This is a genomic window from Psychrobacter sp. Arc9 (assembly GCF_041431295.1).
Classification (GTDB): Bacteria; Pseudomonadota; Gammaproteobacteria; order Pseudomonadales; family Moraxellaceae; genus Psychrobacter.
The window spans coordinates 38,963-60,869 of record NZ_JASMRK010000013.1 but is presented as its reverse complement, the minus strand read 5'-3'; the positions used below and the strand labels follow the sequence as shown (position 1 = coordinate 60,869).

12 protein-coding genes are annotated in these 21,907 nt (G+C 43.6%); 11 read left to right on the top strand and 1 reads right to left on the bottom strand.

What is annotated here, in order from left to right:
- Nucleotides 1-84: 84 nt before the first annotated feature.
- Nucleotides 85-4,302: a DNA-directed RNA polymerase subunit beta' gene (rpoC, locus tag QO187_RS08765; RefSeq protein ID WP_114701647.1), complete on the top strand. Its 4,218-nt coding sequence runs from the start codon at nt 85-87 to the stop codon at nt 4,300-4,302.
- 166 nt (nt 4,303-4,468) lie between these two features.
- Nucleotides 4,469-4,993 carry a DUF6586 family protein gene (locus QO187_RS08760; protein WP_102093196.1) on the top strand — a complete coding sequence of 175 codons (525 nt, stop codon included), beginning with the start codon at nt 4,469-4,471 and terminating at the stop codon, nt 4,991-4,993.
- Nucleotides 4,994-5,153: 160 nt separating this feature from the next.
- On the opposite strand, the gene QO187_RS08755 is transcribed toward QO187_RS08760, so the two are convergent.
- On the bottom strand, nt 5,154-7,790 hold the full coding sequence (locus QO187_RS08755; RefSeq protein ID WP_371548053.1) for a penicillin-binding protein 1A: 2,637 nt from the start codon (nt 7,788-7,790) through the stop codon (nt 5,154-5,156).
- A 194-nt stretch (nt 7,791-7,984) separates the two neighbouring features.
- On the opposite strand from QO187_RS08755, the gene pilM reads away from it, so the two are divergent.
- From pilM to gltB, 9 genes are all read left to right on the top strand, one after another.
- Nucleotides 7,985-9,040 carry a type IV pilus assembly protein PilM gene (gene pilM, locus QO187_RS08750; protein WP_102090385.1) on the top strand — a complete coding sequence of 352 codons (1,056 nt, stop codon included), beginning with the start codon at nt 7,985-7,987 and terminating at the stop codon, nt 9,038-9,040.
- Complete coding sequence (locus QO187_RS08745) at nt 9,040-9,693, top strand: PilN domain-containing protein (protein WP_165598122.1); 654 nt, start codon at nt 9,040-9,042, stop codon at nt 9,691-9,693. The genes pilM and QO187_RS08745 overlap by 1 nt, the downstream gene beginning before the upstream one ends.
- Complete coding sequence (locus QO187_RS08740; protein ID WP_102093192.1) at nt 9,690-10,409, top strand: type 4a pilus biogenesis protein PilO; 720 nt, start codon at nt 9,690-9,692, stop codon at nt 10,407-10,409. Before QO187_RS08745 ends, QO187_RS08740 begins: the two co-directional genes overlap by 4 nt.
- A complete protein-coding gene (locus QO187_RS08735; protein ID WP_057761705.1) occupies nt 10,409-10,942 on the top strand; it encodes a pilus assembly protein PilP in 534 nt (177 codons plus the stop codon). The genes QO187_RS08740 and QO187_RS08735 overlap by 1 nt, the downstream gene beginning before the upstream one ends.
- A gap of 27 nt (nt 10,943-10,969) precedes the next feature.
- A complete protein-coding gene (gene pilQ, locus QO187_RS08730; RefSeq protein ID WP_371548051.1) occupies nt 10,970-13,318 on the top strand; it encodes a type IV pilus secretin PilQ in 2,349 nt (782 codons plus the stop codon).
- A gap of 205 nt (nt 13,319-13,523) precedes the next feature.
- Entirely contained in the window at nt 13,524-14,084 is a 561-nt protein-coding gene (gene aroK, locus QO187_RS08725) for a shikimate kinase AroK (RefSeq protein WP_102093188.1), read from the top strand.
- 75 nt (nt 14,085-14,159) lie between these two features.
- Complete coding sequence (gene aroB, locus QO187_RS08720; protein WP_102093187.1) at nt 14,160-15,266, top strand: 3-dehydroquinate synthase; 1,107 nt, start codon at nt 14,160-14,162, stop codon at nt 15,264-15,266.
- Nucleotides 15,267-15,395: 129 nt separating this feature from the next.
- Complete coding sequence (locus QO187_RS08715) at nt 15,396-16,484, top strand: hypothetical protein (RefSeq protein WP_102093186.1); 1,089 nt, start codon at nt 15,396-15,398, stop codon at nt 16,482-16,484.
- Between the two features lie 864 nt (nt 16,485-17,348).
- A complete protein-coding gene (gene gltB, locus QO187_RS08710) occupies nt 17,349-21,812 on the top strand; it encodes a glutamate synthase large subunit (protein ID WP_102093185.1) in 4,464 nt (1,487 codons plus the stop codon).
- The last annotated feature ends 95 nt before the right edge of the window (nt 21,813-21,907 follow it).

The window sequence follows — 21,907 nt, the reverse complement described above, 5'->3', positions numbered from 1 at the left end:
CTCAACCCTATTCATTGCCTTCATTCATCTTATCTGCGTCAATGGTACGCTGTCAGATGATTATAAAGATAACGGAGAAGCAACTTGAAAGATTTACTCGATATCATGCAAAGCCCTACCGGCAACGGTAACCAAGAGTTTGATAGCATTCAAATTACTTTAGCCTCACCTGACGTTATTAAGTCATGGTCGCACGGCGAAGTAAAAAAGCCTGAAACCATCAACTATCGCACGTTTAAGCCTGAGCGTGATGGTCTCTTTTGTGCCAAAATCTTTGGCCCAGTAAAAGACTTCGAATGTTTATGTGGTAAATATAAGCGCCGTAAGTTCCAAGGCGTTATCTGTGAAAAATGTGGTGTTGAAGTTACCACTGCTAAAGTTCGTCGTGATCGCATGGGTCATATCGACCTAGCCAGTCCTGTGGCGCATATTTGGTTCTTAAAATCATTACCAAGCCGCATCGGTCTATTGCTAGACATGACGCTACGTGATATCGAGCGCGTTCTATATTTTGAAAGCTACATCGTTACTGAGCCTGGTCTAACTAGCTTAGAAAAGTACCAGTTGCTTGATGATGAAGATTATTACAAAGCGCTTGAAGAGTTTGGTGACGAATTCACAGCTAAGATGGGTGCTGAAGCAGTTCAAGACCTATTAAAAGACATCGATATCGATCTTGAGATTGATGAGCTGCGTGAAGCAATTCCGCAAACAGGTTCTGAAACCAAGCTTAAGAAAATGTCTAAGCGTCTTAAATTATTAGAAGCATTCCGTGATTCTAATAACAAGCCTGAGTGGATGGTAATGAACATCTTACCAGTACTACCACCAGATTTGCGCCCGCTAGTACCGCTAGAAGGTGGTCGTTTTGCGACATCAGATCTAAACGATCTATATCGCCGTGTGATCAACCGTAACAATCGTCTTAAGCGTCTGCTTGAGTTAAGCGCGCCTGATATCATCGTACGTAACGAAAAGCGTATGTTGCAAGAGTCAGTGGATGCGTTGCTTGATAACGGTCGTCGCGGTCGTGCCATCACTGGTAGTAACAAACGTCCATTGAAATCTTTGGCAGATATGATCAAAGGTAAGCAAGGTCGTTTCCGTCAAAACTTACTTGGTAAGCGTGTCGATTACTCTGGTCGTTCGGTTATCGTTGTAGGTCCAACACTACGTCTACATCAGTGTGGTCTACCTAAGAAAATGGCACTAGAATTATTCAAGCCATTTACTTATAACAAATTATTGTCTCATGGTTTGGCAACAACTATTAAAGCTGCCAAAAAGATGGTAGAGCGTGAAGAGCCACAAGTGTGGGATATGCTGGCCATGGTTATCCGTGAGCATCCAGTACTTCTCAACCGTGCGCCAACACTTCACCGTTTGGGTCTACAGGCATTTGAGCCAGTATTGATCGAAGGTAAAGCCATCCAGTTGCATCCGCTTGTCTGTACTGCATTCAACGCCGATTTCGATGGTGACCAAATGGCCGTTCACGTGCCATTGACGCTAGAAGCACAGCTTGAATCACGTGCCCTGATGATGTCTACCAACAACATCTTGTCACCTGCGAACGGTGATCCGATCATCGTACCATCTCAGGATGTTGTACTAGGTCTATATTACATCAGTCGCTCGTCGATCAATGCCAAAGGCGAGAGCATGATTTTTGCTACCGTTAATGAAGCATTGCGTGCGATTGGTTCAAACGATCTACATGTAAACGCTAAGATCAAAGTGCGTGTTACTGAGACGCAAATCGACGAAGACGGTAACGAGACTAAAGAAATCAGTATCAAAGATACGGTTGCTGGTCGTCTTCTTATCTGGAACATCATGCCTAAAGGTATGACGTTTGATGAGTGTAACCAGGAGATGACGAAGAAAAACATCTCTCGTTTGATCAACTCTTGCTACCGTAAAGTTGGCGTAAAAGAAAGTGTTATGTTTGCTGACCAATTGATGTATCTTGGTTTTGCTCAAGCAACATTATCTGGCGTGTCTATCGGTATCGACGACATGGTCATTCCACCACTTAAAAAGCAAATCATCGAAGTGGCAGAAGGCGAAGTTCGCGAAATCGAAGATCAGTTCGAGCAAGGTTTCGTAACTGCTGGTGAGCGCTATAACAAAGTAGTTGATATCTGGTCACGTACCAATGACAAAGTCGCTAAGGCGATGATGGACAACTTGGCAACAGATAAAGTTATTAACGCACAAGGTGAAGAAGACGAGCAGAAGTCATTCAACTCTATCTTTATCATGTCAGATTCTGGTGCTCGTGGTAGTGCGGCACAGATTCGTCAGTTGGCAGGTATGCGTGGTTTGATGGCGAAACCAGATGGCTCAATCATTGAGACGCCGATTAAAGCTAACTTCCGTGAAGGTTTGACAGTACTACAGTACTTCATCTCAACTCACGGTGCACGTAAAGGTCTAGCAGATACAGCACTGAAAACAGCTAACTCAGGTTACCTAACTCGTCGTCTAGTTGATGTGGCACAAGATTTGGTTATCACTAGTGATGATTGTGGTACTGAAGAAGGCCTACTCATGAAGCCACATATCCAAGGTGGTGAAATCATTGAGAAATTAGGTGAGCTAGTACTGGGTCGTGTGACTGCTCGTGACGTTACTTACAATGATGATGCTGATAAAGTATTGGTTCCAGCTGGTACATTGATCGATGAGTACTGGGTTAACGTCCTTGACAGCAACGCGATCGATGATATCTGGGTACGCTCAGTTATTACTTGTGATGTTGAGCATGGTGTTTGTTCACAGTGCTATGGTCGTGACCTTGCACGTGGTCATAAAGTGAACATTGGTGAATCAGTTGGTGTTATGGCTGCTCAGTCTATCGGTGAGCCAGGTACTCAGTTGACCATGCGTACGTTCCACGTAGGTGGGGCCGCGAGTTCAGCCTCTGTAGACAACAGCATCTCTGTACGTAATGCTGGTCAAGCGCACTTTGAAAACATGAAAACAGTACAGCATACCGATGGTCACTTAGTCATCGTATCGCGTTCAGCTGAAATCGCATTGACCGATGAGCTTGGCCGTGAGCGTGAGCGCTATAAAGTACCATATGGTTCAAGTGTACTTGTGAAAGACGAAGAGCAGGTTGAAGGCGGTCAAACTATCGCTAAATGGGATCCGCATACGCATCCAATCATCACAGAATTTGCTGGTACAGCACGCTTCAGTGACATCACTGACGGTATGACTGCCACAGTGAAAGTTGATGATGCGACTGGTATGAGCTCATTTGAGATTCTAGCCACGCGTGACCGTTCAAGCTCAGCAAAAGACTTACGTCCTGCGATTATCTTGAACACTGACGAAGGCAAAGAAGTGGTTTACTTCTTACCAGCTGAAACCATCATCCGCGTGAGCGATGGTGAGAAAGTTGCAGCAGGTTCGATTCTAGGCCGTGTACCACAAGCATCTTCTGGTACAAAAGATATTACCGGTGGTCTACCACGTGTTGCTGATCTATTCGAAGCACGTCGTCCAAAAGATCACGCCATCATGGCAGAAATGACTGGTGTCGTAAGCTTTGGTAAAGAGACTAAAGGTAAGAACCGCTTCATTATTACTAATGAAGATGGTGAAGTACATGAAGAGCTAATCCCGAAATGGCGTCAAATCAACGTCTTTGAAAATGAGACGGTAGCACGTGGTGAAGTGATCGCTGATGGTCCACAGAACCCACATGATATCTTGCGTTTGAAAGGTCAGACGGCACTTGCTGATTATATCGTCAACGAAGTACAGGACGTTTATCGCTTGCAGGGTGTAAAAATCAACGACAAGCACATCGAAGTTATCATTCGTCAGATGCTGCGTAAAGTTGAAATCACTGACGGCGGCGATTCAAGTCACTTCAAAGGTGATCAGGTCGAGTATGCAGATATCAAAGCATTGAATGCGAAGCTAGAAGCGGAAGATAAATTCCCAGTACAGTTTGAGCGTCAATTACTAGGTATCACCAAAGCAAGTCTAGCAACTGAAAGCTTTATCTCAGCGGCTTCTTTCCAGGAAACCACCCGTGTACTAACTGCGGCTGCTGTGACTGGTAAAGTGGATGAGCTACGTGGTTTGAAAGAAAACGTGGTTGTTGGTCGCTTGATCCCTGCAGGTACTGGTCTTGCTTATCATAAAGCACGCAAAGAAAAAGCAGATCAGAAGCTACAAGATAAAGATTTGAATGCAGCGTTTGATATGACTGCAAGCACTGATAGCAAAGATTTTGCAAGCTTCGACGAAGCATTTGCTCAAGAATTAAATCAAGATAATTAATCGTATTAAGTATTTTGATTCATTCTTAATTTGATAAAAAAGCCAGCCTAAGTTGCTGGCTTTTTTGTGCGTATAAAAAACTGAGAAAGGCATGGTGCTATTATCTAAAAAAATAGTACACTGGAAATAGGCTCTAATTCACTACTTATAGAAGGATAATTAGCAAATGGCAGGTAAAACTCGCGTCGCCAAATATCAAGCAGATCGAACCAATCAAAAGTTATATTTCTGTCGTTTATCTTGCCAATCTGCAGGAAGTACCAATGATAAGCAGTTATACCAAGCACACTGTGAGACTGCTATTTTTCACTTGCATGGTGCTTTATTGGCATTTATTCAGGAGCTCGGTCATTTCTACAGCCTAAATATGACGGCGCCAACTTTGCTCGATATTGAGCAAACACTGAGCGAGCGTACCCAAGTATCTCCTGAGATTCAGCGTTTGCAGCAATTACAGCAGCAAGGTTTTATCGCCAATATAGAACGTGCTTATCAGCGTTGTCTTTATGCAGTACCGCCAGATACTATCGTCGATGAAGCGCCAAGCAGTCATTCAGCGTCGCCAGACTTGATTGTCAATGTTGTCACTTTATCTAACCAATGGCTACCTGATGAAACAACGATACGGGAATGGCGTAATCAGCTTTTAGAGTTGATTGAACAACTGCGTGCAGGTATGGTTGAATTCTAATAGGAAGTAAACTAGCAAATTTATTCTTTGACCGCTATTTATTGAACCATTTTAAAGTATGATTAAGTAGGGTAGGCCATAGTCTACAGCGCATAAAAAAGGCTTATTCAGTCATTGCTGAATAAGCCTTTTTCTTATTAATTAAGAATGCTCTTACTTATCACTCAGGCATCGGTGGCATACTTTCAACAGGTGTCACCGTTAATGGATTTTCCGGTACGCTGTCACCACTGCGATTGCTACTTGGTTTCGTTGATGGTGGAGTGCTCGTCTCCTCAGTAGGCTCTGTAACCGAAGGCTTACGCTGCTGGGTTTGAGTCTTGACTGGTTTTGCTGATTTATTGGAGGCGTCGTTAACTAGGATACCATCATCAGTCATCTCTATGATACTTTGCTGTTGCTTTCTGGATTTTGAGCGATTATTGATAGATACCCATTGGCTTGGCGTGTCTTTCAGCTGAGCTTTCATAAAGTCCATCCATACTGGCAGCGCTGCCACACCACCATATTCACGGCGGCCCATAGTAGATGGTTGATCGAATCCCATCCATACTACTGTCGCATTGGTAGGATGAAATCCTGCAAACCATGCGTCTTTGGCCTGATTGGTGGTACCAGTTTTGCCACCGATATCATTGCGACCTAATGCCTTTGCTCTTACCGCTGTACCGCGTTGGACTACATCGCGTAGTATATCGGCCATCTCAAAAGCGACTCTAGGTTGCAGTATGCGCGGTGCTTGTTTGGCCCTTACATATTGTACGGCAGGCGCTTTTAGGCGGTCTGACTGTGGACCTGCGTTATATACCGTTAAATCAAGCTCTTTATCTGTTGTTTCGCTACCATCATTGCTTTCTGATGATGTATTATCGGCAGTTATTTCATTACTGCTATCATCAAGCGCTTCAATTGACTTCTCATACTCTTCAACTAAGTTGCTATTAACCTTTTCAAGCTTTTCGTTAAAGCATAGTGCACATGCTTGACGTGGATTGGCCTGAAACAACAGCTCGTTTTTATAATTGTAAATTTGTTCAATAAAGTAAGGTTGGACACGATGACCACCATTGGCGAAGGTTGAGTAAGCCGTGGCCATTTGTAATGGTGTGGCTTGTCCTGCTCCAAGTGCTAATGACAAGGTTGTTGGTAGCTTTTCTTTATCAAGACCGAATTCATCTAATAGGTTGCGCGTACTTGAGATACCGATAGCTTGTAACAAGCGAATAGATACGAGGTTACGGGATAAATATAAACCACGACGTAAAGTGATATCACCTAAGAAACGTTCATCAGAGTTTTTCGGTTTCCAGTCACCTACTTGAATAGCTCGGTCAGAAACGATGGTATCTGGACGATAACCTTTTTCTAAAGCAGCGGTATAAACAAGTGGCTTAATGGTTGAGCCAGGTTGACGCCAGCCTTGTAAGGCGCGGTTGAATTTACTGTGGTTAAAATCAAAGCCACCAACCAATGCATTGACAGCACCAGTCTCTGGATTTAACGAGACCAAACTGCCTTGAATTTTAGGTATTTGACCTAGTTGCCAGTTGCCATTCGTAGTAGGTATCACACGAACGATATCGTTTTTCTTAACAACTTGACTGGCATTACTAGGATAATAACCAATACGGTCAGCAGAAATATATTTACGTGCCCATTTCATACCAGACCAATTAACGGTCACTTCTTCACCAGATTGTAGGACTGCATTAAAACTACGAGAATTGACTTTGGTCACTTTGGCAGGAGACATATTGCTGTAGCGTTGGAAGTTCTCGAGAGGCTCATCATTTGCTTCAGCCCCGCGCCAACCATGGCGATGCTCGTAGGCAATCAATCCTGTTACTACTGCTGCTTCTGCATCTGTTTGCGCTTTACTGTCTACTGTGAGACGTACGCGCCAACCACCGTGCATGACTTGATCACCGTAACGTTCGACTAAAGAAGCGCGCGTCATTTCTGCCAAATAAGGCATATTTACATCGAGCTTTTCTTTATATAGGTTGATACCTATAGGGGAGTTGACCGCTTCATCATACTGAGCTTTGGTAATATAGCCAAGCTCATGCATGCGTCCAACGATCCAGTTACGGCGAGTCAGTGCACGGCTAGGATTGGCAACAGGATTATACTTTGAAGGGGCTTTTGGTAGACCTGCTAACATGGCCATTTCAGCAATAGTTAGGTTGTCTAATGACTTACTATAATATTTTTTGGCCGCAGCGCGGATGCCATAGGCGCCTTCGCCTAGATAGATTTTATTGACATATAACGTCAAAATATCATTTTTGCTCAGTTCGTCTTCTATCTTCCGCGCCAAAAACAACTCTGTTAGTTTACGGTTTAAAGTACGTTCTGGACTTAAGAAATAGTTTTTAGCGACCTGCATCGTAATGGTAGAGCCACCGGTCTGACCATCGTCATCAGTGACTGCTTCGGTGACAGCGCGACCAAGACCTTTAATGCTAATTCCACTATGCTGAAAGAAAGAAGCATCTTCGGCTGCCAAAAAGGCATGGGTTAAATCTTCAGGAATCTCATCAAAACTAACTGGTAATGATAAACGATTGCCGTATTGGCCGATTAATTTATCATCACTACTATAAATCTGTAATGGCATTTCTAATTTGGCTGTTTTAATTTCTTGCGTACTAGGTAGGGTCGGCGATAGATACATGGCCATCCCATAAAAACCAATAGGTACAGCAAGTGCTAGAACAACTGCCAATGCTAGGCAAGCGATAAAAAGTCCCACCAAAAAGCGAATGAGACGAGCGGTAGCATTTGTTTTGGCCATAATAAGACTTATTAGTTAGAATTTGTAGCAGACAATATTATTATACATTGAACAAAATAGGCAGGTCATAATAAATGTGTAAGTTGGCCTTAATATATTTTTAAATGCTTGAATCTATCAATTAAGTAAAGTATTGTATTGAATATATTACAAATAACTACCAGATTGTACACTTAATATAAGGTATAGAGCTAGTGAGGCTATTTACTTCCAAAAGTCGACATTTGATTGGCGTGGATATTTGTGCCACTTCAGTAAAGTTGGTTGACATACAGCGTCAGCAAGGCATGTTCCACCTAAAATCTTATGGTATTGAAAGACTACCGGAAGGTATCGTGGTTGATAAGATTCTAGTAGATACAGAAGCTGCTGGTAATATTATAACGGTCTTGGCACGACGCTGCCAAGTCGCGGGTAGCAATGCTGCGACCGCTGTTTCTGGCTCTGCGGTGATTACTAAAATCATTGATATGGATATGACACTCAGCGATGTTGAGCGTGAGGCGCAAATACGTTTGGATGCTGACCAGTATGTGCCTTATCCATTAGAAGACGTCAATCTAGATTTTGAAGTATTAGGACCGTCTTTGGTTAGTGAAGATATGGTTCAGGTGTTGCTTGCTGCCTCTCGCTCAGAGAACGTCGACCAACGTGTCGATGCTTTGGCCTTTGGTGGCTTGCAAACGAAAATTATGGATATCGAGTCTCATGCAATCGAGCGCGCGTTTGGATTGATGGTAGATAGCCTACCGAATGTACCAGAACTAGTAGCGTTGGTAGATATTGGCCATAATCAGACCACATTATATATCGCTAAGAATGGCGAGTTTATTTATAGTCGTGAGCAGTTGTTTGGCGGTGCTCAGCTGACCGAGGCAATACAAAATCGCTATGGCCTATCAGCAGAAGAAGCGACATTGAGTAAACGCGAACGTACCTTACCTGATGATTATTATCCTGAAGTACTGACCCCTTTTATAGAAAATACCATTCAACAGATCACTCGCTCTTTACAGTTTTATTTCTCATCAAGTCAATATAGCAGTATCGATCATGTGGTGCTTGCAGGGGGCAGCAGTTCTATTGCAGGTCTCGCTGGTATGGCACAACAAAAGCTGGGTGTAACTGTCAGTGTTGCCAACCCTTTTACCAATATGACTATTGCACCAAATATCGATAATGAGCAATTGGCGGTTGATGCGCCAAGCTTAATGGCTGCATGCGGTCTTGCGTTAAGGAGCTTTGACTAATGGCTCGTATTAACCTTTTACCTTGGCGACAAGAAGAGCGTGAACGTCGTAACAAAGAGTTTATGACATTGATAGTGGCGGTGACATTACTGACACTATTAGCAGCCTTCGCTTCATGGAGTTATTTTAATAATGAACTTGATGAGCAGCTTGATGCCAACGCATTGATCGAACAAGAAAACACTCGCTTAGACACTGCATTGACCGAAATTGACAGTTTAGAACAGCGCCGTGAAGACATTATTTCACGCATGCAAGTCATTCAAGACTTGCAGGGACGACGTCCTGTGCCTGTACGTTTATGGGACGATCTCGCTAAAGCTATTCCACCAGCACTTTATCTAAATAACCTCAAACGTGAAGGCGATACGCTAACTTTGACAGGCTTAGCGGATAATCCAAATATTGTGTCTAGCCTGATTCGTAATCTTGATAACAGTAAATGGATGGGCAACTCAGCAGTAAGTAATATTCAACAGAATATTAGCGCTTATGAGGCTGCTCCAGCCCTCAACAACACGGTTAATACTGGTGAGCAAGCGCGCCCTGTTTATCCTGAAGATAGTTACGTACAGTTTGTAGTAACGACTAGAGTACAATCTGAAACTCCGACTGCTGCTGATACCGATACTGGTCTAGGAGGTGCGTTATGAAGCTTATCCGCAAAAAGAGCCTCTCTAAAACCAAAAAATCTGCTTTAAAGCCAAAAAAGCAATTCGATTTAAATGAGTTTCGCCGTAGTTTTGAGTCGCTAGATTCAGAAAATTATGGCAGTTGGCCACTACCTGTAAAAGTGACAGTGATTGGACTTATCATTACCTTCATCGCAGCATTGTCATGGGCATTACCCATCAGTAGCAAAATTGACGAGATTAATGCGGCTGAAAGCCAGCAGCAGACCTTGCTCGATAGTTACCGCGAAAAAGAGTCGCGCGCACGTCATTTAAAAGCGTATCAGGCGCAAGTTGTCCAAATGGAAACTGAATTTAATACTTTGTTGGATCAGTTGCCGAAAGATACGCGTGTGTCAGAATTGGTAGAAGGCATAAACATGACAGGCGTTGGTAGTAATATCCGTTTTCAGGATATTTCAGTAGAGCCTGAAATTGAAAATGAATTCTTTATTGAGCAGCCAATACGTATCGCGGCTTTGGGTGAGTACCATCAGTTTGGTAGCTTTATCAGTGGTCTTGCTGCACTTCCTCGAATTATTACGATGCATGATTTTGAAGTCAGCAATCCACAGCCTACATTGGATGTTTTGCCAGAGCTTAACTTAGTCTTGCAAACTAAGACTTATCGCTCTAAAGAAGCGGCTCCTGAAGGTGATACCGCCGCCGCTACTGATACAAATGCAGGAGGCAACTAATGAATATCCAAAGAATGCCCATGCTATTGGTTTTAAGTGTCGCTGTTTTATCTATGACAGGGTGTAGTGACCGCATAGGTATGGCAGAGCAGGCAATGACCGATATCCGCAACCAGCCTGCGCAGCCTATTGAGCCGCCGCCTAAAGCCGAGCTGGTAGAGGATTTTGTATATAGCGCTAGCTCGCAGCGTAGTCCATTTTTACCACCGAGTTTAGTCAATGTACAAGGCCCGACCACTCCTATAGATGGTGTACGACCAGATATCAACAGAATCAAAGAACCGCTTGAGCAGTATGAACTGTCGCAATTGGTCTTCCGAGGTGTGGTGATTTCGCCCGAAGGTCAGCGATATGCATTGATACAACGTCCTGATGGTTCGGTTGCGAGTGTTAAAGTAGGCGATTATCTTGGATTGAATGACGGCCGTATTGTTGAAATCACGCCGACCCAGGTTAACTTGATTGAAATTGTGCCAGATAGCCGCGCAGGGTTTGTAGAAAAACCCCAGTCGCTGGTATCCCCTATAAGCTAAGTCGGCAGATTTTTTGAGGAATAAATAATGACAGTACGCAATAACAAGGTAATGATGATGAGCAACCGCATGTCTTCTGCTTTTGCCATTTCAGCACTGGCAGTCAGTATGGTGGCTGTGACCAATAGTGCTCATGCTGCACAGCGCATCGATAATGTCTCTGTAGTACAGACCGCACCTGCAGTGACGCAAATGCGTTTGGGGTTTACAGGATTGCCAGTATTGCCTGCAGCCTATCAGCTTGATGATCCTAGTCGCTTAGTCCTAGATTTCGAACAAGTACAGAATGGGCTTGCTAGCCGCTTTAATGAATATAACATCGGTGCGATTAATGACGTTACTACGCTAAGTAGTGACAGTACCACGCGCCTCATTGTTGGTTTGAAAGAGTCAGGAAATTATACGACAGCGATTGAAGGCAATGATTTATTGCTGACCATCACTGATCCTAATCGTCCTGTCATTACCAGCGACCCGATTCAAGATGTTCTCAATAACAATAATAGTATGACAACGACCGCTGTCGTTACGCCTATTGTTGAGAGCTCTACCGTACCAGTGGCACCTGTACGTACTACGAGCAAGGTTGTCGTGAAGAACGAAGTGCCAGCTGATACGATGGTGGTCAGAGTCAATCCGCTTTTGAATCCTCAATTGGCTGCTTCGCAAGTAAGCAAGCAGTATAGCTATGATGGGCTAAGCGCAGTCAATTTTTCAGCAGGTAACGATGGTGGCGGTAACGTCAGTATGGTACTTGCCAACGAAGCTATTCCAGTAGATGTGCAGCGTCAAGGTAATAAACTTGTCGTACGTTTGACTGGTAGTACGGTTCCGAGAAACTTACTACGCCGATTGAATATTAACAGTGGTCTTGTTGGTAGTATTGATACCAAAAACCAAGGTCAGAATGGCGTCGTCACCATTAACATGAATGACGATTATGAGTATCAAGCCTACCAATCAGGTAATCAGTTAAATATTGGTATTAAAAAGCCTGAGTTGTTACGTGAGCCGACGCTGGAAGAAAGAGTCTATAGTGGCGAACCGCTATCTATGGAATTCCAAGATGTTGAGGTTCGTAGTGTCTTAGATATTTTGGCGCAGTTTACTGAGATGAATATCGTGGCAAGTGACTCTGTTGCTGGCAACATCACCCTGCGTTTAATCAATGTTCCTTGGGACCAAGCCCTCGATATTATTTTGAAAAGCAAAAACTTAGGCAAGCGTGAAAATGGTAATGTGATTTTGGTTGCGCCTGCTACAGAGCTTGCTGAGCAAGAAGCAAAGGAGCTTGAAGCACAGCAAGCCGTGAAGTCTTATGCACCATTACGGACTGAGTATATCCGTTTGAGCTATGCTATAGCGCAAGATGTATTGACGCTTATCTCTCAAGGTAGTGGTTCATCTGGCGGTGGCACCTCAAACCGAGCCGATGATAACAATACGTTGTTGTCTAATCGTGGCACGGTGACCGTTGATGATCGTACCAATACTTTGATCATTAAAGACGTGGCTGAGAGTATCGAAAATATTCACAAATTAATCAGCAAAATTGATATCCCCGTTCGTCAGGTCATGATTGAAGCGCGTATCGTTAGTGCCACGGATAGCTTTAGTAAAGAAATTGGCGTTCGCTGGGGCATCCTATCAAATGGTGCAGCTAATAACCGTAGCTTATTGGTCGGTGGTAGCAACCAAACACTAGCTGATCTTAAGGACTTTGATATAGAGACGACGACCGTAAATGGTCAAACCGTTTCTTATCCTTCTTATGACATTACTAGTCCTGATAACCTAAACGTTGATTTAGGCGTTTCTAACCCAGCTGGTAGTATTGCCTTTGGTTTGCTCAGTATGTCTGACGTAATGCTTGATCTTGAATTATCAGCACTGCAGGCGGATAACCGTGGTGAAGTTATTTCTACACCAAAGATTTTGACAGCAGATAAGCAAACAGCAAAAGTCTCGTCCGGTACGCAGATTCCGTATCAAGAAGCATCAGCCAGTGGTGCCACAACGACCAGCTTTAAAGAAGCAGCACTTAGCTTAGAAGCCACACCGAATATTACACCTGATGGTAAAATTGGTCTGCAATTGGTCATTACTAACGGCACGCCGACAATCATCAATAATCAGGTTGCTATCTCTGAAGACTCTATATCAACCAATGTTATTATTGAAGATGGTCAGACAGTCGTACTGGGCGGTGTTTTTAAAAATCGCACTAGTAATGGCGTAACTAAGGTCCCTTTCTTAGGTGATTTACCTTATATCGGTCGTGCCTTCCGTAAAGATGTACGAAGCAACGACAAAGAAGAGCTACTTATTTTCGTAACTCCAAAGCTTATTAATGATGGTACGAGTCGTCTGAACTAGTCCTAAAGTGGTTAGATAATTGCTAAAAAAAGTAAGCCATAGTGCTTGCTTTTTTTATGCGCGAAATTCGTGGTTTTCGAGCTGCAGTATTTATGTATGTACTGATGAATAGTGTGCTCTAAATTTTACTCACAATAATCACGGCTCATTACTAGCCAGAATAACAATGACGTTGTATCATACCTAATTTAGCTGAGTAAGTATTATGGGGCAGGAATTACCGTCGGTGTTTTTAGTGGGTCCGATGGGAGCAGGGAAGACGACAATTGGAAAACTGCTTGCCAAGCAGTTGGGTCGCACTTTTGTAGACAGTGATTGGTATATTGAATCGCAGACAGGTGCTGACATTGCTTGGATATTTGCCAAAGAAGGTGAGGCAGGTTTCCGTGAGCGTGAAACGCGTGCCATTGATGAATTGACCCAAAACTCTCAAATCGTATTAGCGACCGGTGGCGGTGCAGTCATGTGTGCTGAAAACCGAGAGTTCCTAAAACAGCGTGGCATCGTCGTCTATCTTAATGCACCTGTCGAGGTACAGCTGGCACGCACCTCTAAAGACAAGTCTCGACCGTTATTGCAGCAGCCTAATCCTAGAAAAATATTGCAAGATTTGTACAGTGCTCGCGATCCACTCTATCGCCAAGTCGCCCATATTATTATGCCTACTGGTCACACGTATCCACGCCATATGGTCAATCAATTGATGCAACAGCTAGAATCATTCGTCGACTGCACTACCGACGCATCAGCGCACCAAGAAGATTAGTAATAGACTGGCAACTACGATTGATATGCAGACTCAATTACTTTTACCTCATCGAAAATGCTTTAGGAGTATCACATGGTAATGCCGTTTCATGATGGCCTAATAGTTCAGACGCAAAGTCATGATTATCCTATTGTCATTACTGAACAATCTAAGACTGAACATAGCAGTATGGCGAAGCAAATCACGCCTTATATCAGTGGCCGTCAGGTTTTGATTGTCACTAATGACACTGTGGCACCTTTATACTTAAAAGCATTAGAAGATGAGTTAGCAGAGCAGTTTACGGTAAAGGTGTGCGTACTGCCAGATGGTGAACAATACAAAAATCAGGCAAGTATTGATCAGATTTATGATGCGCTAATGACAGAACATTTCAATCGCGATGTGACACTTGTTGCCCTTGGCGGTGGTGTAATTGGAGATATGACTGGTTTTGCTGCTGCTAGCTTTATGCGTGGTGTCAATTTTATTCAAATTCCAACGACGCTATTGTCACAAGTAGATTCTAGTGTTGGTGGTAAAACAGGTATCAATCATCCGCAAGGTAAAAATATGATTGGTGCTTTTTGGCAGCCGCAAATGGTGCTTGCCGATATGAGTACGCTTAAGACACTGCCTGCACGTGAGCTATCGGCTGGAGTGGCCGAGATTATCAAATATGCCCTTATCATGGATGAGGCATTTTTAACGTGGCTTGAAGCAAACTTGCCTGCAATGATGTCGCTTGATTTAGCAGTACTTGGTGAAGCTGTAAAGCGCTGCTGTCAGTACAAGGCTGATGTAGTAGCACAAGACGAAAGAGAGTCCGGTGTGCGCGCGCTATTGAACTTTGGACATACTTTTGGTCATGTGATTGAAACACATGAAGGCTATGGCAATTGGTTACATGGCGAAGCAGTGGCGGCTGGTATGGTACAAGCAGCTGAGCTATCGCAAAAAATTGGTTGGCTAACTGATGATGAAGTTGTACGTATTAAGCGTGTTTTAGAATTGGCAAGCTTACCTATTACGCCACCAGCTATCGATGTAGACACTGCTTTAGATTTAATGGGACACGATAAAAAAGTGAAACACGGACAAATCCGCCTAATTTTGTTAAAATCAATTGGCGATGCGGTAATGACTAATGAGTTTGACAGCGAGCTATTGCATGAAGTTTTGTCAAAACATAGCGCGTAACGTCTCAAGAATTATCGTTTATATATTTATACTAAAATCTCGTACTTATAGCCAACTGGTTAGCTGTACCTCTGTTTGAATAAGCATTTATATTATGCTGTAAAACATGTGTTTACCAAGGACCGCCTCATGGCAACATCAAAAACAAAAACGCGTACTGCTAGCCAATCATACAGTCGTCAAGCACTGATTTGGCTAATAGTGACCCTACTTTTAGGGGTGGTCACAGCGTTAGTATGGATGTTTAGTCAAACGCCAGCCATGGGTGCCAAAATTGAAAATGCACCGATATCAGCGCCAGAGATTTTGAATGAAGAGTTTGAACAACCACTAAAAGTCGAATCGCTGCATGAGCTAGATACGGATGTACAACCGATTAACTTTGATGCAACGATTCGGGATTTGCGCGATTATCCTGATGAGTTTAAAGACAAGCGTTATCTGCTGGCTAATAAAGGCAAGTGGACTGTTCAAGTAATGAATGTCGCTGAAAACGATGTGATTGTTAGCTACTTAGAAGGCCGTCAAGATCGCGATAAATTTGCTTACTTCCGTTATCTGGATGATGAAAAGCAAGTCCGTTATATGCTGACTTATGGGATTATGAGTAGCCCGCAAGAAGCAGTAGGAGCCGCAAAGTTAATAGACTTTAAGTTACCTACAAACGTACGTGTACTGCCAGAAGAGATTAATCGATATGTCAGTATCATTGATAACTATGAGCGTCCTGATCCAGTAAAAGATCTAAGTACAAAACGTACACGTGCCGTCGATTTAAAACCTACCAAGCGTGAAGTGCCTGCTCGTTTGCAAGAAGAAGCTGATGACGCCGCTGCTCAAGCAGCTAATGCTAACAGTAATCGAGGTAACCAAGAAAGCGCTAATAGTAGCACCGCTCAAGAGAGTATTCGTCAGTCGGTAGATACCTCTGCCACATTATCTGTTAGCGAAGAGCGTACGGTTGGTGGTGAGACGCAGACAATATCTGAAGCATCGTCAAAAGACGAAAATAACGCAAGTAAGCCTGCGCCAGAAAACAAAAAGCCTGCGGCACCGGCGGAGAGCAGTACCAGTAAGAAGCCCCCAGTCGTGCCAACGCCTAAGCCCCCTAGTAGCACAAATAATAATTCAAATGCTAATGGCAAAAGTGCTAACGCAAATCCTCCCAAAAATAATAGCGACAGTATAAAAGCGCTAATAGAAGATAAGAGTAATTAGTTTTTGTCTGATTAATTTAACCCACTAGCGATTTGGTTAGTGGGTTTTTTTAGCACTATACAAAATAGTTTTATCGTCACAATAAGCGGCAAGCTACTACTGTTAAGTATTATCAAGGCCTTTTGCTAAATGTCGTTTATATGGTTTACATTAAAATTTTAATAGCAGTTTTATTTGTCTTATAACCAATAGTAATAAGTCCTCTTACAATTTATGGCTAATGAATCGATAGAAAAGACTAGATTTTTCGACAATCATTAACTAATATAACTGTGGGCGACGTTCTGTATAGTTATCGTAAAAAATGTCTATTTAACAACTATTTAGTGGTTTTTTCTTAGTTTTTAGAGTTCTTTACTAAATATTATTGTCTCAAGCGCGGTTACTTACTATCCATAATTAGGTTATCGTAAGTGACGCAACCTCTCTTATTGTCACTCTTTTTAGGGTAAACAAAGTGCTTGAATACAGAGCGTCAGATATTCAAGATAAACAAGTGCACTGTTATTAAGTTATTGTATGCTTAGCTTTAAATGCTAGACATGACAACATAACAAATGATGCTTAAATGAATGGCATTAGATATCACTGATTGAGTAACTGGCATTTAAGGGCGTAGATTCTCCCGTTGCCAAGGGCTGCTACTTACTATCTTTTGATACACGGACCACATGTCAAGACATCAGCTAATGACCAGGAGGGTCAAGGGTTTTACTTTCTCTTAGAGTATGATGTCTATCGAGCATTGCGCTATTTGCCAATTCGAACACACGAATATCCACTATCAGCCCGTTCTGCTTACGGGTACCAACTTATACTCCGCATTGGAAATGTAAGTTGCCCGTCTACTTAAAAGGACAAGCTATGTCAATGATTTCCTCACAAACACACCTGGCCACGCCAGATGATTTTTCTGATAATTGCGGTTTTGGCCTAATTGCCCATATTGAGGGTGAAGCGAGCCATGATTTGGTAAAAACTGCCATTCATAGTTTAAGTTGTATGACACATCGCGGCGGTGTTGCTGCTGACGGTAGAACTGGTGATGGTTGTGGCTTGCTATTAGCGACGCCTACCGATTTCTTTAAACAGATTGCTGACGAGCAGCAATTTGCCATTACGGACAACTTTGCTGTCGGTATGGTGTTCGTTAATTTAGATAGCGATAAAGCCAAGCATAGCCAACAAGTATTGAGCGATGAGATTACCGCCCAAGGATTAGAAGTGGCTGGCTGGCGTGATGTACCACTCGACTTGAGTATTGTTGGTGAGATTGGTCGTGAGACATTGCCAGACTTTAAGCAAGTGTTCGTTAATGCGCCAGATGACTTGGCTGCTGATGATTTCAACCGTAAGTTATTTGTTGCACGCAAAAAAGCAGAGCAGCGTTTGACGGATGATGAGCTATTCTATGTATGTTCATTGAGTTGTCAGACTATTATTTACAAAGGCTTGGTAATGCCTTCAGACTTACCAGCGTTTTTCTTGGATTTGCAAGATGAGCGTTTGGCGTCACATATCGTAGTATTCCATCAGCGTTTCTCAACCAATACCTTGCCGCGCTGGCCACTGGCACAGCCATTCCGTTATCTTGCGCACAATGGTGAGTTAAATACCATTACAGGTAACCGCAACTGGTCTAAAGCCCGTACGCCCAAGCTGAAATCAGACAAACTGCCTAACTTGAATGAGTTGACACCACTTGTAAATAGTACCGGTTCAGATTCATCAAGCTTAGATAACATGCTCGAAGTGCTTATGTCTGGCGGTATGAACCTATTCCATGCAATGTCTATCTTGGTACCCCCAGCGTGGCAGAACGTTGATAGCATGGATATGGATCTGCGTGCGTTTTATGAGTTTTACTCACAGCATATGGAAGCGTGGGACGGTCCAGCAGGTCTAGTTATTCAGGATGGACGCTATGCGGTCTGTATGCTCGATAGAAACGGTTTGCGCCCGTCACGTTGGGTAACCACCAAGAACGGCTATATCACTGTTGCGTCAGAAGTGGGTGTTTGGGATTATGAGCCACAAGATGTACTGGCAAAAGGTCGCGTTGGACCTGGTCAAATGCTGGTCATTGACACGTTGACTGGTCAAATTCTAGATACGACAGCTATTGCAACTTTACTAAAAACGGCGCATCCATATCGCAAATGGTTGCGTGAAGAAGCAACGCGTGTTCGTGATGATGAACGTCTAGAAGAGACGTTGGCAACGCAAGCGTGCCGCGGTGATAAGCTAAAAGCGCTACAAAAGATGTATCACATCACCAATGAAGAGCGCACAGAAATCATTCGCCCTAATGCTGAAAATGGTCAAGAACCAGTCGGCTCAATGGGTGACGATACGCCAATGGCTGTACTGTCGCAGCAAATTCGCCATGTCGGTGATTTCTTCCGTCAACAGTTTGCACAGGTGACCAATCCGCCAATCGATCCATTACGTGAATCAATCGTAATGTCGTTGCAGACCTGTTTAGGCGCTGAGACTAACGTATTTGCGCCATCTGCAAGAGACGCTCATCGTATTATTTTGTCATCGCCAGTATTGTCAGCCAGCAAGATGCAGCAGCTTGAAACTTTGGATGATCCAGCATTCAAGATGGCTCGTATTGATCTGAACTATGACCGTACTTTAGAGCTATCTGATGCTATCGTGGCTATTTGTGAGCAAGTGGCAGATAACATTCGCTCAGGTAATACGTTGATTGTCTTGTCTGATAAAGATATCGATGCAGACAAAGTACCCGCCAATGCCATTATGGTTACTGGTGCTGTGCATCATTATCTAATCGCGCAAGGTATCCGTACCGATGCTAATTTAATCATTGAGACAGGTCTTGCTCGTGACTCGCATCAAATAGCGGTATTGATCGGCTTTGGTGCAACTTGTGTATATCCATATCTAGCATATGATGTCATTGATGATTTGGTTGCTACTGGTGAGCTACTTGGTGATCCGATTCAAGCCCGTGTTAATTTCCGCAAAGGCTTGGATAAAGGTTTGCTAAAAATCTTATCAAAAATGGGTATCTCTACCATTGTGTCGTATCGCGGCGCGCAGTTGTTTGAAGCAGTCGGTCTTTCAGAAGAAGTCGTCAATTTATGCTTTAAAGGCGTACAAAGCCGTATTAAAGGCGCTACCTTTGCAGACCTTGCTGCTGATCAAGCACAATTGGCTGCCAATGCGTTTAAGCGACGCGCTCCTCTAGATCAGGGTGGTTTGCTCAAATTTGTCTTCAACAAAGAGTACCATGCCTTTAATCCTGATGTGATTAACAGCCTGCATACTGCAGTACGTACTGGTGATTACGATAATTACCGTAATTATGCGGATCTAGTTAATAGCCGTCCGGTTGCTACTTTACGTGATTTGTTGCAACTGAAAACTGACAACAGTATCGATGTCAATGAAGTGGAAGATATCTCTGAAATCTTGACGCGTTTTGACTCAGCTGGCATGTCTTTAGGCGCGCTATCTCCTGAAGCGCATGAGTCGATTGCGATGGCTATGAATACCATCGGTGGTCGCTCAAACTCTGGTGAGGGCGGTGAAGATCCTGCACGTTATGGCACATTGCGTAACTCAAAAATTAAGCAAGTTGCTTCTGGTCGTTTTGGGGTAACGCCTGCTTATCTTCGCTCCGCTGAAGTCATGCAGATTAAAGTAGCCCAAGGTGCCAAGCCTGGTGAAGGTGGACAGCTACCTGGTGGTAAAGTCAACGCGCTGATTGCACGTTTGCGTTATTCAGTGCCAGGTGTGACCTTGATTTCACCGCCGCCGCATCACGATATTTATTCTATCGAAGATTTGGCACAGCTGATTTTTGATTTAAAACAAGTCAATCCAGATGCATTGGTATCGGTTAAATTGGTCTCACGTCCAGGTGTTGGTACGATCGCGACAGGCGTTGCAAAAGCCTATGCCGATTTGATTACTATCTCGGGCTATGACGGTGGTACGGCAGCGTCTCCGCTATCGTCTATCCATCATGCAGGCTCGCCATGGGAGCTAGGTTTGGCTGAGACTCACCAGTCTCTACGAGTGAATGGGTTACGTGATAAGGTACGTGTCCAGACTGACGGTGGTCTAAAAACAGGACTGGATGTAGTAAAAGCTGCTATCTTGGGTGCAGAGAGCTTTGGCTTTGGTACCACACCGATGATTGCAGTTGGTTGTAAGTACCTACGTATTTGCCATTTAAACAACTGTCCGACAGGTGTTGCTACTCAAAAAGCCAAGCTGCGTGATGAGCATTTCATTGGCGAAGCAGAAATGCTGATTAACTTCTTTAAGTTTGTCGCGACCGAAACACGTGAATGGTTGGCAGCGCTAGGTGTTCGTAGTATGGAAGAGCTGGTTGGTCGTACTGACTTGCTTGATATCTTAGAAGGTAATACGGATAAGCAGCGTCATCTTGATTTAACGCCATTGCTATTTAGTCACCCAGCCAGCGTAGGCAAAGCACAAACTTGTCAGGTTGAGCGTAATGAGCCGTTTGATAAAGGTTTGCTTGCTGAGCAGATGATTAGCGATATGCTTGTGAACATTCGCAAAGGGGCAGGCGGCGATTATAGCTATTTCGTTGGTAACTGTGACCGCTCTATCGGTGCTCGTATTTCTGGTGAGATTGCGCAAGTCTGGGGCAACCTTGGCATGAGCGATATGCCAATCAAACTTCGTTTAACTGGTACTGCAGGACAAAGTTTGGGTGTGTGGAATGCTGGCGGTTTAAATATCGAGCTTGAAGGTGATGCCAATGACTATGTGGGCAAAGGTATGGCAGGCGGTGAGATTGTTATTTATCCGCCAAAAGACTCAAACTTTATAGCACAAGAAACGGCCATCATCGGTAATACCTGTCTCTATGGTGCAACTGGCGGTAAGCTATATGCTGCTGGTACTGCAGGTGAGCGTTTTGGCGTCCGTAACTCTGGCGCACACGCAGTTATCGAAGGCACAGGCGACCATTGCTGTGAATATATGACTGGCGGTATCGTCACGATTTTGGGCCGTACTGGACTTAACTTCGGTGCTGGTATGACGGGTGGTTTTGCGTATGTACTCGATATGGAAGGCGACTTCTTTGACCGTTGCAACCATGAGCTAATCGATCTAAACCGTATTTCAAGCGAGCAAACAGAAGAGCATCGCATTCATTTGCAACAAGTGATTGAAGCTCATGTAGATAAAACAGGCAGTGCATGGGGTCAGACAATTCTGAACGACTTTGAGCACTATGTTCGTAAATTCTATTTGGTTAAGCCAAAAGCGGCGAACATTGCAAGCCTTCTTAAAACTACCATGGCCGACCCACAATAGCCGATACGTAACTGCCTATCGTATCAATGGATTGCATTGATAGAATGTATTGATGGATTGTATTGATGGATCGGCATTCGCTTTGATTAGGTTAG